The 13839-nt window shown below is 66.9% G+C and carries 7 protein-coding genes; 3 read left to right on the top strand and 4 right to left on the bottom strand.

From position 1 onward, the window contains the following. Positions 1–101: 101 nt before the first annotated feature. A complete protein-coding gene (gene cobA / locus C7402_RS18320; RefSeq protein WP_116611556.1) occupies positions 102–887 on the bottom strand; it encodes a uroporphyrinogen-III C-methyltransferase in 786 nt (261 codons plus the stop codon). A 630-nt stretch (positions 888–1517) separates the two neighbouring features. Between cobA and nirB the strand changes: the two genes are divergently transcribed. From nirB to C7402_RS18335, 3 genes are all read left to right on the top strand, one after another. Then, on the top strand, positions 1518–4094 hold the full coding sequence (nirB, locus tag C7402_RS18325; RefSeq protein WP_116611699.1) for a nitrite reductase large subunit NirB: 2577 nt from the start codon (positions 1518–1520) through the stop codon (positions 4092–4094). Positions 4095–4122: 28 nt separating this feature from the next. Continuing rightward, the gene (nirD, locus tag C7402_RS18330) at positions 4123–4482 is read left to right on the top strand and encodes a nitrite reductase small subunit NirD (protein WP_112172326.1); all 360 of its coding nucleotides are present in this window, start codon (positions 4123–4125) and stop codon (positions 4480–4482) included. Between the two features lie 84 nt (positions 4483–4566). Continuing rightward, positions 4567–8778 carry a bifunctional nitrate reductase/sulfite reductase flavoprotein subunit alpha gene (locus C7402_RS18335; RefSeq protein WP_116611557.1) on the top strand — a complete coding sequence of 1404 codons (4212 nt, stop codon included), beginning with the start codon at positions 4567–4569 and terminating at the stop codon, positions 8776–8778. A 415-nt stretch (positions 8779–9193) separates the two neighbouring features. Here C7402_RS18335 and C7402_RS18345 read toward each other — a convergent pair whose 3' ends face one another. The 3 genes from C7402_RS18345 to C7402_RS18355 all read right to left on the bottom strand — a co-directional run bounded on the left by C7402_RS18345 (position 9194) and on the right by C7402_RS18355 (position 13808). Then, positions 9194–10600, bottom strand: coding sequence for an alkaline phosphatase family protein (locus tag C7402_RS18345; protein ID WP_116611558.1), 1407 nt, complete (start codon positions 10598–10600; stop codon positions 9194–9196). 204 nt (positions 10601–10804) lie between these two features. Then, positions 10805–12142 (bottom strand): MFS transporter, encoded by a 1338-nt coding sequence (locus tag C7402_RS18350; RefSeq protein ID WP_116611559.1) that lies wholly within the window; start codon positions 12140–12142, stop codon positions 10805–10807. Between the two features lie 94 nt (positions 12143–12236). After that, complete coding sequence (locus C7402_RS18355) at positions 12237–13808, bottom strand: sulfatase-like hydrolase/transferase (RefSeq protein WP_116611560.1); 1572 nt, start codon at positions 13806–13808, stop codon at positions 12237–12239. Positions 13809–13839: the final 31 nt, after the last annotated feature.

The following is a 13839-nucleotide window of genomic DNA, read 5'->3' on the forward strand; positions in this document are numbered from 1 at the left end:
GTGCGATGCTGAAAAATAAGTCGATATCCTAAGTATTTTGACCAGGAAAGCCCGCCCCGATCGTATCCGATCGAGGCGTTCTCGATCGGGCGATCAAGCGATCAAGCGATCAAGCGCTGCGGTGTCTGCCCCGCATCTTCGTCGTAGCCCACGCCGAACGATGCGTGCGAGAGGCTGAACGAAGCCGCCTCGCCAATGGCCTTGCCCACGAGAATGATGGCGGGGCTGCCCAGTCCGGCCGCCTGGGCTAGCGCTGCGATCGTGCCGAGCGTGCCTGTTGCGCGCCGCTCTTTCGTGCTGCCCGCCCATTGCACGACGGCGGCGGGTGTGTCGCTCGCGAGCGTGGCGGCGAGCGTCGCGCACAGCGACGCGATCCGGCTCATGCCCATATAGATGGCGAGCGTCATGCCGGTTGCGGCGAGCACGGTCCAGTCGGGCTCGCTATGGTCGCGCAAATGCGCCGTCACGAAGATCACGCCCTGGCAATGGTCGCGATGCGTGAGCGACACACCGAGCCCCGCCGCCGCCGCAAACGCCGAGGAAATGCCGTTGACGATTTCCACTGTCACACCCGCGCTGTGCAGCGCCGCGAGTTCTTCGCCCGCGCGGCCGAACAGCAGGGCGTCGCCGCCTTTCACGCGCACCACGTGCAGGCCGCGGCGCGCATAGCGCTGCATCAGGCGCTCGATGAAGGCCTGCGGCGTGGAGCGGCAACCGCCGCGCTTGCCCACGCGTATCACACGCGCCTGGGGCGCGAGCGTGACGATTTCCGGGTTCACGAGATCGTCGAGCAGCACGACGTCGGCGCTCGCCAGCGCCCTGGCCGCTTTCAGGGTGAGCAGCTCGAGGTCGCCCGGACCTGCGCTCACCAGCGTGACCTTGCCCATAGCCATCGTCTTGTCCTTTCGCGTTGCGCGCGCCCACTGTGAAAGTGGGCGCGCCATAAAACAAATGGCGTCCGCTCGCCGCTTGCGACGAGGGGACGCCATTGTCCGGTTTGCTCGATGGGCGGCGCGCAGCGACGCCCGGGGTGTGCAGCGCCCGGCATCGTTGCCGGACGCCTTCCTTCACGCAAGTTCCAGACCAGCCCGCATGCATGCGCGGCCGTTGCCCGCCGGCGGGGCGCGCCCCGATTGACAACGTCGCAACGTGCACAGTCAGGGCGCACAGCGAAAGTGCTGCACGGCACCAATCTTGTGCCGGCCTGCATCACAATGCGCTCACGCGGGCGGTGTGTGGCGAACGGCACGCAAACCTTCCACGCCCGCCGCGCGGGGCGTTTCGCGCGATGGCGGCAACTTGGCATGGTGCTTGCGTAATGCTCTACCGCAAGTGCCACAGCGGATCAATGGCGATCCGGCCGCAAGACCACAGCGCGGCGCACGACAATTTTCGTATTTTGGGCAACGGCGTCCCCCGAATCTGGCTTCCTTATGCAAGCTGGAATCGCGGGACGCCTTTTTTATTGGCAGGGGCTCATGGTGCAAGCAACGAACGCAGTGAACAGCTCGGCCGCGATGGAGATCGTCGTCGTCGGCCATGGCATGGTGGGCCACAAATTCCTCGAAAGCATCCTGGCGGACGGCTCGCTCGACTCAAATGTCACGGCGCGCGTGACCGTGCTCTGCGAAGAGCCCCGTCCCGCCTACGACCGCGTGCATCTCTCCGAATTCTTCGCGGGCAAGTCGGCGGACGATCTTTCGCTCGTGGCGCCTGGCTTCTTCGAGCGCGAGAACGTGCGCCTCGTGCTCAATGCCAGGGCCGTGGCGGTCGATCGCGCCGCACGCACCATCACGGTGTCCAACGGCGAGACGCTTTCGTACGACAAGCTCGTGCTGGCCACCGGTTCCTCGGCGTTCGTGCCGCCCATCGCGGGCAACGACCGCGCCGATTGCTTCGTCTACCGAACCATTGCCGACCTCGAAGCGATGCAGGCGCGCGGCGCGCACGCGAAGACGGGCGTGGTGGTGGGCGGCGGCCTGCTCGGCCTCGAATGCGCGAAGGCCCTGCGCGACCTGGGCCTCGAGACCCACGTGGTGGAATTCGCCCCGCGCCTCATGGCGGTGCAGGTGGACGACGACGGCGGCCGCATGCTGCGCGGCAAGATCGAAGAACTCGGCGTGACCGTGCACACGCAGAAGAACACCACGGCGATCGTGGACGGCGAAACGGCCGCGAACCGCATGCAGTTCGCCGACGGCACGCACCTCGACGCCGACATGATCGTGTTCTCGGCCGGCATTCGCCCGCGCGACGAAATCGCACGGGCCTGCGGCCTCGATATCGGCGCGCGCGGCGGCATCGTGATCGACGACCAGTGCCGCACGAGCGACGCGAACATCTACGCCATCGGCGAATGCGCGCTCTGGCAAGGCCAGATCTTCGGTCTCGTCGCCCCTGGCTACGACATGGCGCGCATCGCCGCCAAGGCGCTGGCGGGCGAGGCCTCGACCTTCGCGGGCGCGGACATGAGCACCAAGCTCAAGCTGATGGGCGTGGACGTGGCGAGCATTGGCGACGCGCACGGCAAGACGCCCGGTAGCCGCTCGTACCGCTACGCCGACGAGCGCCGCCAGGTCTACAAGAAGATCGTGGTGTCCGATTGCGGCAAGAAGCTGCTCGGCGCGGTGATGGTGGGCGACGCGAGCGAGTACGGCACGCTGCTCCAGATGATGCTCAACGGCATCGAGTTGCCCGAGTCGCCCGAATTCATGATCCTGCCGCAAGCCGACGGCAAGGCCAAGCCCGCGATCGGCGTGGAGGCATTGCCGGATGCCGCGCAAATCTGCTCGTGCAACAACGTTTCGAAGGCCGAAATTTGTGCGGCCGTGCGCGAAGGCGCGACCACCATCGCAGCGGTGAAGGGCGCGTGCAACGCCGGTACGTCGTGCGGCGGCTGCGTGCCGCTCGTCACGCAGGTCATGAAGTCGGAGATGAAGCGCCAGGGCCTCGCCGTCAACAATCACCTGTGCGAGCACTTCCGTTACTCGCGCCAGGAGCTGTATCACATCGTGCGCGTGGAGGGCATCAAGACCTTCAGCGAACTGCTCGCGAAGCATGGCCACGGTCTGGGCTGCGATATCTGCAAGCCCGCCGTGGCCGGCATTCTCGCCTCGTGCTGGAACGAATTCGTGCTGAAGAAGGAGCACGCGAGCCTGCAAGATTCGAACGATTACTACCTCGCCAACATCCAGCGTGACGGCACCTACTCGGTGGTGCCGCGCATGCCCGGCGGCGAAGTGACGCCCGAAGGCCTCATCGCCGTGGGGCAGGTCGCGAAGAAGTACGGCCTTTACACGAAGATCACGGGCGGCCAGCGCGTGGACCTCTTTGGCGCGCGCGTCGAGCAATTGCCCTTCATCTGGGAGGAGTTGATCGGCGCGGGCTTCGAATCGGGGCACGCCTACGGCAAGGCCCTGCGCACGGTGAAGTCGTGCGTGGGCTCGACGTGGTGTCGCTATGGCGTAGGCGATTCGGTGGGCTTCGCGATCGAACTCGAAAACCGCTACAAGGGCCTGCGCGCGCCGCACAAGATCAAGTTCGGCGTGTCGGGCTGCACGCGTGAATGCGCCGAGGCGCAGGGCAAGGACGTCGGCATCATCGCAACCGAGAAGGGCTGGAACCTCTACGTGTGCGGCAACGGCGGCATGAAGCCCCGCCACGCGGAACTGCTCGCCGCCGATCTCGATCAGGCCACGCTCGTGCGCTACGTCGACCGTTTCCTCATGTTCTACGTGCGCACGGCCGACCGCCTGCAACGCACGAGCGTGTGGCGCGACAACCTCGAAGGCGGCCTCGACTATCTGATCGACGTGGTCGTGAACGACAAGCTGGGCCTCGCCGCCGAACTCGAAGCGGAAATGCAGCTCGTGGTGGACACCTACGAATGCGAGTGGAAGAAGGCCGTGACCGACCCCGAAACGCGTCGCCGCTTCCGCCACTTCGTCAACAGCGATGCGGGCGACCAGCACGTCACCTTTATCGAGGAGCGCGGCCAGATTCGTCCGGCCACCCCCGAGGAGCGCACGCAATGCCCGCAACCGGCGCGTCATGACGCGTTGGCAGAGATTCCCGTAGTCGTCGAAACCGTCTGATTCCTTTTATCGAACCAAGGAGTGCGCCATGACTCACCCGACTCAAAGTGACCGCAACCCGAGCCACTGGATTCCCGTCTGCACGCTCGACGACATCGTGCCGAACACCGGCGTCTGCGCGCTCGTGAAGGGCGAGCAGGTCGCCGTGTTCCATGTCGACGACGGCGACGCGCGCGTGTACGCCATCGGCAACTACGACCCGAACTCGCATGCGGCGGTGCTCTCGCGCGGGCTCGTGGGCAGCTTCGGCGAACGCATCGTGGTGGCCTCGCCCATCTACAAGCATCACTTCGACCTCAGCACCGGCGAGTGCATCGAAGCGCCGCAGCATTCGGTCAATGCGTTTGCCACGCGCGTGGAAAACGGTCAGGTGTGGATCGCCGCCTGATGATTTGACTGACGTGAGCCAGGCGCGGCGTGCATCATGCGCCGCGCGCCCTGAATCTGTTTCAAGCTGAGATTGATCGACCGCATGAGCCGCGAGAGCGTAAAAAGCGTTTGCCCGTACTGCGGCGTAGGCTGCGGAATGATCCTGCACGTCGAGGACGGCCAGGTCGCGAAAATCTCGGGCGACGCCGAGCATCCGACCAATTTCGGCCGCCTTTGCACGAAGGGCTCGTCCGCGCACGTGGCGCTGCGCAAGTCCGGGCGCCTCGAGCGCGCCTTCGTGCGCCACGCGCGCGACGAAGACCCGGTGCCGCTGCCGATCGCGCAGGCGATCTCGGACACGGCGCGCCGCCTGCGCGCCACGCTCGACGCGCACGGCCCCGACGCGCTCTCGTTCTATGTTTCCGGGCAGATGTCGATCGAGGCGCAGTACCTCGTGAACAAGCTCGCCAAGGGCTTCGTGCGCACCAACAACATCGAGTCGAACTCGCGCCTGTGCATGGCGAGCGCGGGCAGCGGCTACAAGCTCTCGCTCGGCGCGGACGGGCCGCCGGGCTCCTACCAGGACTTCGAGAAGGCCGACCTGTTCTTCGTGATCGGCGCGAACATGGCGGACTGCCACCCCATCCTGTTCCTGCGCATGATGGACCGCGTGAAGGCGGGCGCGAAGCTCATCGTGGTGGACCCGCGCCGCAACGCCACCGCGGAGAAGGCATCGCTTTTCCTGCAAATCGCGCCGGGCACCGACCTCGCGCTGCTCAACGGTCTGCTGCACCTGCTGCACAAGAACGGCCATACCGACGCCGACTTCATTGCCCAGTACACCGAAGGATGGGACGCGATGCCCGCGTTCCTCGAAGATTACACGCCGGAAAAAGTCGCCGGAATCACGGGTCTTGCCGCTGACGACATCCGCCGCGCCGCGCAGATGATCGGCGAAGCGCCCGAGTGGATGAGCTGCTGGACCATGGGCCTGAACCAGAGCACGCACGGCACGTGGAGCACGAACGCGATCTGCAACCTGCATCTCGCGACGGGCAAGATTTGCCGCCCCGGCAGCGGGCCGTTCTCGCTCACGGGCCAGCCCAATGCGATGGGCGGGCGCGAAATGGGCTACATGGGGCCGGGCCTGCCCGGCCAGCGCACGGTGCTTGCCGAGGAGGATCGCGCGTTCGTGGAAGCGGCATGGGGTGTCGCGCCCGGCACGCTGCCCGTGAAGGTGGGTGGCGGCACTATCGACATGTTCTCGCGCATGGCGCAGGGCGAGATCAAGGCGTGCTGGATCATCTGCACGAACCCGGTGGCGAGTGTCGCGAACCGGCAAACGGTGGTGGCGGGGCTGAAGGCCGCCGACCTGGTGATCGCCCAGGACGCTTTTCTGGACACCGAAACGAATCAGTACGCCGACGTGCTGCTGCCCGGTGCGCTCTGGGCCGAGGCCGAGGGCGTCATGATCAACTCCGAGCGCAACATGACGCTCATGCAGCAGGCGGTCGAGCCGCCCGGCGAGGCGCTGGCCGACTGGCGCATCATCGCGCGCGTGGCCTGCGAGATGGGTTTTGCGCACGCGTTCAGCTATGAAAGCGCTGCCGAGGTATTCGACGAAATCACGCGTTTCGCGAACCCGAAGACGGGCTACGACCTGCGCGGCGCGAGCTACGCGAAGCTGCGCGAAACGCCGCTGCAATGGCCGATTGCGCCCGAGTCGGCGAACGACCGCAACCCGCTGCGCTATGTGAACGACGGCGTGAGCCAGACGCTCAAGGAAAACGCGGACGGCACGCGCCCGCGCATTGCCTTCGCCACGCCGCACGGCAAGGGCGTGTTCTTCGCGCGTCCGCACGTGGCCCCGGCGGAACTGCCCGACGGCACGTTTCCCGTGGTGTTCAACACGGGACGGCTCCAGCACCAGTGGCACACCATGACGAAGACGGGCAAGGTGCCGATGCTCAACAAGCTCAACCCCGGCCCCTTCGTCGAGATTCATCCGGAGGACGCCAGCGCGCTCGGCATCGCCGCGAAGGATCGCGTGGAGGTGCGCTCGCGCCGTGGGCGCGTAGTGCTGCCCGCGGTCGTGACCGAGCGCGTGCGGCCCGGCAACTGTTTCGCGCCGATGCACTGGAACGACGTGTTCGGCGAGGAACTGTGCGTGAACGCCGTCACGAGCGACGCGATCGATCCGGTTTCCCAGCAGCCCGAACTGAAGTTTTGCGCGGTCGCGCTCACGCGCGTCGGCCCCGCGTCCGCGCCGCGCGAGACCGCGCGCACGCCGGACGCCGCTGATGCACCGGCTGCCCCGGCCGCTGTGGCCGCTGTGGCCACTCAGGCCGTCAACCCGTCTCAGGAACACGACATGTCCCGTATCGATGCCTTCTCGACGCTACTCGGTCTCGACGACGTAGCCGCGCCGCAACTGGGCGAACCGGAACGCCGGTACCTTGCGGGTTTCGTCGGCGGCCTGCGCTCGTCGCGCTCATTGCCATCGGACGAGGCCATCGGCGTGCCGATGCTGCCCGCGCACGCGCCGTTTCCCGCCGACACGCGCGTTTGGCTTGACGGCCTGCTCGCGGGCCTCTTTAGCCGTGCAGAGCCCGCTCATGCTGCGCGCGCCGGCTCGCTTGCCGCACCGCAAGCGCCGGAGGAAAAGCCTCATGGCGTGCGCATCGCCCATACGCGCCCGAAGGTCGTGCTGCTGTGGGCTTCGCAAACGGGCAATGTCGAGTCGCTCGTCGAACGCTACGCTACGCAACTGATGGAATCGGGCTTCGAGATTCGCACGGCTTGCATGGCCGACTACTCGCTCGCCAGCCTCGAAAAGTCACAGTACGTACTCCTGATGACGAGCACGTTCGGCGACGGCGACGCGCCCGACAACGGCGAGGCCTTCTGGAGCGCGCTGGCTGCGCAGAGCGCACCGCGTCTCGCGTCGCTGCGCTTTTCCGTGCTCGCATTGGGCGACCGCAACTACGACCAGTTCTGCGGCCACGGCCGCAAGATCGACGCGCGGCTCGAAGCGCTGGGCGCCACGCGCCTCATGGAGCGCGTGGATTGCGACAGCGAATACCAGGGCGCCGCCGACGCGTGGCTCGATCGCATCGTCGTACGCATCAAGGAAGAAGACGCGGCGCTGCATGCGGTGCCCGCCGACGGCGCGATTCCCGAAGTGCTGCCCGGCTGCGCGGCGACCAAGGCGCGTCCGGCCGCCTCGCGCCTGCTGAAGAACGTGCGCCTGAACATGAGCGGCGCGACGAAGGACACGCGCTACTTCTCGCTCGCGACGGGCGAGGCAGGCCTCGAATACGAAGCCGGCGACGCACTGGGTGTATGGCCCACCAACTGCCCGGCGCTCGTGGACGAACTGCTCGGGCTCACGCGCCTTGCCGCCGACACGCCGGTGGCCGTGAGCGGCCAGGGCGAGATGCGCCTGGGCGAAGCGCTCAGCAAGCACTTCGAAATCGCGCGCCCGAGCCCCGATGCGCTCGCGTTCATCGCAAAGCGCACGCGCTCGGGCGGGCTGACCGATCTGCTCGACGAGGCGCGCAAGGGCGACCTGCGCAACTGGCTCTGGGGCCAGCAGCTTGCCGACGTGCTGCACGAATACCCCGTCGACCTGAGCGCGCCCGAACTGCTCGGCATGCTCAAGCGCCTGCAACCGCGGCTCTATTCGATCTCGTCGAGCCCGAAGGCGCACGCGGGCGAAGTGCATCTGACCGTTTCGGCGGTGCGCTACAACAATGGCCGCCGCGAGCGCAAGGGCGTTGCCTCGACCTTCCTCGCCGATCGCGCGCTGGAGGGCAGCGTGCCCGTGTTCGTGCAGAAGAGCACGCATTTCCGGCCCCCGCGCAGCGGCGACACGCCGATGATCATGGTCGGCCCCGGCACCGGTGTCGCGCCGTTCCGCGCCTTCCTGCACGAGCGTCGCGCGCGCGGCGACACGGGCCGCAACTGGCTGTTCTTCGGCGAGCAGCACGCGGCCACCGACTTCTACTACCGCGACGAACTGGAGACGATGCGCAAGGACGGCCACCTCGACCGGCTCGATCTCGCGTTCTCGCGAGATCAGAGCGAAAAGGTCTACGTGCAGGACCGCATGCGCGAGCAGGGCGCGCAGCTATGGGCGTGGTTGCAGGAAGGGGCGCATCTCTACGTATGCGGCGACGCGAGCCGCATGGCGAAGGACGTGGATGCGGCGCTCAGGGAGGTGGTGTGCAGCCACGGCGGTATGAGCGCCGATGCGTCGCACGACTACATCAGTGCGCTCGGACGGGACAAGCGCTACGTGCGCGACGTTTATTGAAGGCGCGCGGCGCGGCTTTGGTCAGTCCGTGCGCCGGTCGTTTGCCTGCGCGCCACGTTTTTCGCGCGCGTGAGCGGCGCGTGCGCGTCGGGTCCGCGCCGGCGAAGCTTTCATCTTCATTGCCGAGCCCCGCATAAAGACCGCCCCGGCCGCCCTTGGCCGCGACGGGCTCGGGCAACAGGATGGCGATCAGGAACGTGAGGCACGAGCCTGCGAACACGGCCACCACACTCAGCGCGATCGACTCGAACATCCGCTCGCTCCCCGGCGGATTGATTCCCGCCGTTGCAATCTATTGTGCGCGGGGCGCGCGCCCACGTCCAAGACCTTATTCGCATCGATGCGCCCGCCTTATGAGTCATTCGGAAGTCATCCGGAGACCTTCGGGAGCGAGCCACCTGACGATGCTTCGCGCTCAGGGTTGCGGTGACGAAAGCAGATTGTTGAAGAAGTCCACCGCGTGCTGACGTGTGGGCGTGGACCCGAGCGCGGCCGCCGGGTCGAGCCCCGAGCGGCGCGCGGTGCCGCTTACGAGGCTTTGTTGCAGGTCGTTGAGCGGGCGCGCGAGACTCGTCGCGATGAAGCCGGTGGAAGGCGGCGCGGCGATTGTCGGCAGGTCCGTGCGGGGCGTGTCGAGCGTGAGCAGCGGGGCGAGCGTGGGCGCGGCCGCGACGCGCTGGCTCGCGAGCATGTCGGCCGGCGCGATGTCGAGCCAGTCGCGCAGGGTGGCGAGGATCGAGGTGTGGTCGTAGGGCGTCGTGCCCGCCGCGCGAAACACGGTGCCCGCGGCGATATATGGCGAGACCACCACGGCCGGCACGCGCACGCCGAAGCTGTCGAAGCCGTAGTTCTGGTCGCCGGGGTTGCTGGCGGCGTCGGGCGGCACGGCGTTCGCGGGCGGCAACACGTGGTCGTAGGTGCCGCCATGCTCGTCGTAGGTGATCACGAGCAGCGTTTCGGGCCACGCGGGCGACGTGCTGATCGCGCTCCAGATGTCGTAGAGAAAGCGCTCGCCCGCGTAGACGTCGTGGGGCGGGTGCTGGTCGTTGGGGTCGAGCAGGAAGCGCGGCTCGATGAACGCATACTGCGGCAGCGTGTCGTTCTGGCAGGCGCTGACAAACGCGCTGAAGCGCTGGAAGTTCGGCTTGTACTTCGCGTCCCAGAGCGTGGGGAACATCGTGAGCGTGAGCGAGGGCGCGACGAGCGCGTCGCTGTACACGGCCCAGCTCGCGCCCACGTCGCCCAGCACGTTGAAGATCGTGCGGACCTGCCAGTCGAACGGGTCGGGCGGCGAGCCGTTGTCCACGTGGCCGTTCGAGGTGCCCGCGTGGGTGAATGCGCGGTTCGGCCAGGTCTGGCTCGGCACGGACGCGAACCAGGCATCCGAAACGGCGTACTCGCGCGCAAGCGTGGAGAGCACGTTCAATTGCCCGGCGCTGTGGCACTGCATGACCTGGCTTGCGTCCGTGGTCGCGGTCGACTCGTAGTTGAGCACGAAACCCGACATGGGCGAGTCGCCCTGCGCGTTGCCGAGCAACTGGATGCGTACGTTAGCGAACGTCTCCTGCGGGTCGGGGTCGGGGAGCGTGGCAGTGGTGGCCGGCATGCTGGCGAGGACCGTGCCGCCCGCTTTGGAGAGGTTGGAGAGGCCCGGCTTGAGTCCGTCGAACGGCGGCGGCGTGCCGCCGGCGGGCAGGAAATGCGCGGGCTGAGTGCCCCCGGTGCTTCCGGCGTCTCCCGAGTAAAGGCCGCCGAGCATCGTATCGAACGAACGGTTTTCGAACATCACGACGACTACGTGCTTGATGTTCTGCATGGGCATGGGTCTCTCCGTCACAAGGGCTGACGCAGAGTATTGGGGCAGGCGCGTTCATTCGGCAAGCTTCGGGAACCCTGGGAGAAGCGGGGCGATGCTGCGTGAATGGAGAGGAGCGCGAATTAAAGCGGATTGAAAGGCGAGGGCGGGCCAAGCCGGGCCCGTTGCCGCTTTTACCTTCGCCTTTCACTTTGCTTGTGGCATCGCGCGTTACTTCACCGCCGCCTGCCGCACGCCTCGCTCGACTTCCCGCCCCGGCGCGGGTACCGCGCGCAGCAGTACCACCATGCCGATGACGAGCAGCAACGCGATCACGGCGAAGCCCGAATAAAGGCTTCCGCTATAAGTCTTGAGCATGCCCACGAGCGAAGGGCTCACGGCCCCGCCGAGCGCGCCGATGGCCGTGATTGCCGCAATGCCGGCCGCGGCCGCGTTCTTGTCGAGGAACGCGGTCGGAATGGTCCAGAACACGCTCAACGTCGCATAGATGCTGAGCGAAGCCACCATCAGCAGCAGCACCGTGAGCACGATGCTGTGCGCGGCGAACGGCAGCAGCACGAAGCTCGCCGCCGTGGCGAGGCCGCAGCCGGCGGTGTGCCAGCGGCGCTCCATCAAGCGGTCGGAGCTGCGGCCGATAAGCAGTATGCCGATGGCCGTGCACACCGAAATGCCGCCGCTCAGCCAGCCGATCGACGAGACGTGCTCCACGCCCACCTGGCGCAGCAGCGTGGGAATCCAGAAGCCCACGGCGTTCAGGCCCATGAAGATGCAGAAGTAGATGCCGGCCATCACATAGATGCGCGGGTTCGCCAGCACGTCGCGCAAGCGGCCGTGGCCGTGAGGCTGTGCGCCCGCATGTCCGGCGCGTTCGGCTTCGAGCGCGGCGGCCACGCGTTCCTTTTCGTGGACGCTGAGCCAGCGCGCGTCGGCGGGCCGGTCGTCGAGATAGAACAGCGCCATGAAGCCGAGCGCCACCGCCGGCACGCCTTCGATCAGGAACAGCCACTGCCAGCCGCGCAGGCCGAGCGCGTCGTGCAGATGGCTCATGATCGCGCCCGAGAGCGGGCCGCCCACGATGCCCGCAAGCGGCACGGCCATCACGAACAGGCTCATGATGCGGCCGCGCCGGCTGTCGGGGAACCAGTAGGTGAGGTAGAGCACGATGCCGGGAAAGAAGCCCGCTTCGGCTGCGCCGAGCAGAAAGCGCAATACGTAGAGCCCGGTCGCGTTCTGCACGAACATGAGCAGCACCGTGAGCAGGCCCCAGAGCGTCATGATGCGCAGCATCGTCTTGCGCACGCCAATGCGCGCCAGCAGCAGATTGCTCGGCACTTCGAACACCACGTAGCCGACGAAGAACATGCCGGCCGCGATGCCGAACACGGCGTCGTCGAGCTTGAGGTCTTGCAGGAATTGCAGCTTCGCGAAGCCGATGTTCACGCGGTCGATGAAATTGACCACATAGCAGACGAACAGGAACGGCACGATGCGCCGCGCTATCTTGCGAAAAATGGCGTCCTCGTCGGAATGCGCCGGGGTGGCTTGCATGCGTTTGTCTCCTCCGGGGCTCGCCCGGTTTTGCCTCCCTGTCGTAGCGCAGGGTACGGCGGTGCTGTCGGTGTGTCGGGCCGGGGCTTGGCGCTCACCACTCGCCGAAGAACACGCCCCAGTCCTTGTGCGTGTTGGTTTTCGATTCGACGGTGGGCGTATCGACCGTCACGCGCTGCTTGAGCGCACCGTGCCACTGCGCGAGCTTCGCGTGCATGCGCGTGCGTTCGGCCTCGTGGCTCGCTTCGGCGCCGAGATCGACGAACTCGTCGGGGTCGTTGGCGAGGTCGAAAAGCTGCGGGCGATAGCCTTGCCAGTACACGTATTTCCAGCGCTCGTCGCGCACCATCCAGCCGCGGCATTCGTCGGGCTTGCGCCCGAGCGTGAGGCGCGCGCCGCGAAAGCTGTAGTCGAGCTCGGAGACTACATAGCTGCGCCAATCTTCGGTTTGCGCGGCGTCGGCGCGCGTGAGCGGCAGGAGCGACGCGCCTTCCACGCGCTCCTCGTACTTCGGCAGCCCGAGCGCGTCGAGCACGGTGGGCACGACGTCGACGCCCGAGACGAAGCGCGCCTCGCGCGTGCCGCGCGTGGCGTCGGCGGCGGAGGACGGATCGTAGACGATAAAGGGCACGCGCTGCACGGTGTCGTAGAACATTTCTTTCTCGCCGAGCCAGTGGTCGCCGAGGAAGTCGCCGTGATCGGCCGTGAAAACGATCAGCGTGTCCTGCCAGCGCCCGAGCTTCTCCAGCGTGTCCCACAGCTCGCCCAGGCGATCGTCGATCTGCTGGATCAAGCCCTGATAGACAGGGCGCACCGTGTTCGAGACTTCGTCGCGCGCGAAGTTGAGACTCTCTTCATGCTGGTGATACGCGCCGAGCACCGGGTGCGGGTTGTCGAGTTCCGCGCGGCGGCGCACGGGCGGCAGGCACTGGTCGAGCGAGTACAGGTCGTGATAGGGGCGCGGCGCGACATACGGCCAGTGCGGTTTCACGTACGAGAGATGCAGCGTCCACGGCGTGTCGCCCTGCTGCTCGATGTAGCGGATCGCCTGGCGCGTCATGTATGCCGTTTCCGAATGCGGTTCGGCCACGCGCGCGGGCCAGCGCACATTGCGCATCTTCCAGCCCGACTGGACCTTGCCCTCGTCGTCCTCCACGCTGATGACGAAATCGCTCCACGGGCGCTCGCTCTCGTAGCCGTGGCTGCGCAGGTAGGCCGGATAGCCGCTCTCGCGGCCGGGTTCGTGGTGGCCGTCGTAGCGGTCGAGTTCGAGAAAGGAGCCCGTGCACAGGCGCTGGCCGAGTTCGCTGGCGCGCGCGATTTCGAGGCGGCGCATGCCGTGCTCGTCCACCTGCACGTGGGTCTTGCCCGCGAGCGCGAGCGTGCGGCCGTGGCGTTGCAGATACTCGCCGAGCGTGATCTCGCCGATCGAGAGCGGCACGCGGTTCCAGTTCGCGCCGTGGCTCGTCATGGTGCGGCCGGTGTAGTACGACATGCGCGACGGGCCGCACACGCCCGAGGTGACGTAGGCGTTGTCGAAGCGCACGCCGCGCGCGGCGAGGGCGTCGATGTTGCGCGTGCGCAGCCAGGGATGACCGTAGCAGCCGAGGTGATCGCGGCGCAGCTGGTCGCACATGATGAAGAGAACGTTGCGGGTGGCGGTCATGCGGGTGTCTCTCGCGCGGGGCGCGTGGTTG

The organism is Paraburkholderia unamae, from assembly GCF_003096875.1.
GTDB classification, from domain to species: Bacteria; Pseudomonadota; Gammaproteobacteria; order Burkholderiales; family Burkholderiaceae; genus Paraburkholderia; species Paraburkholderia unamae.

What these genes read in the sequence shown, in the direction of transcription:
- cobA (WP_116611556.1), bottom strand. Translation starts at nt 887, where the DNA reads ATGGGCAAGGTCACGCTGGTGAGCGCAGGTCCGGGCGACCTCGAGCTG.
- nirB (WP_116611699.1), top strand. Translation starts at nt 1,518, where the DNA reads ATGGAGATCGTCGTCGTCGGCCATGGCATGGTGGGCCACAAATTCCTC.
- nirD (WP_112172326.1), top strand. Translation starts at nt 4,123, where the DNA reads ATGACTCACCCGACTCAAAGTGACCGCAACCCGAGCCACTGGATTCCC.
- C7402_RS18335 (WP_116611557.1), top strand. Translation starts at nt 4,567, where the DNA reads ATGAGCCGCGAGAGCGTAAAAAGCGTTTGCCCGTACTGCGGCGTAGGC.
- C7402_RS18345 (WP_116611558.1), bottom strand. Translation starts at nt 10,600, where the DNA reads ATGCCCATGCAGAACATCAAGCACGTAGTCGTCGTGATGTTCGAAAAC.
- C7402_RS18350 (WP_116611559.1), bottom strand. Translation starts at nt 12,142, where the DNA reads ATGCAAGCCACCCCGGCGCATTCCGACGAGGACGCCATTTTTCGCAAG.
- C7402_RS18355 (WP_116611560.1), bottom strand. Translation starts at nt 13,808, where the DNA reads ATGACCGCCACCCGCAACGTTCTCTTCATCATGTGCGACCAGCTGCGC.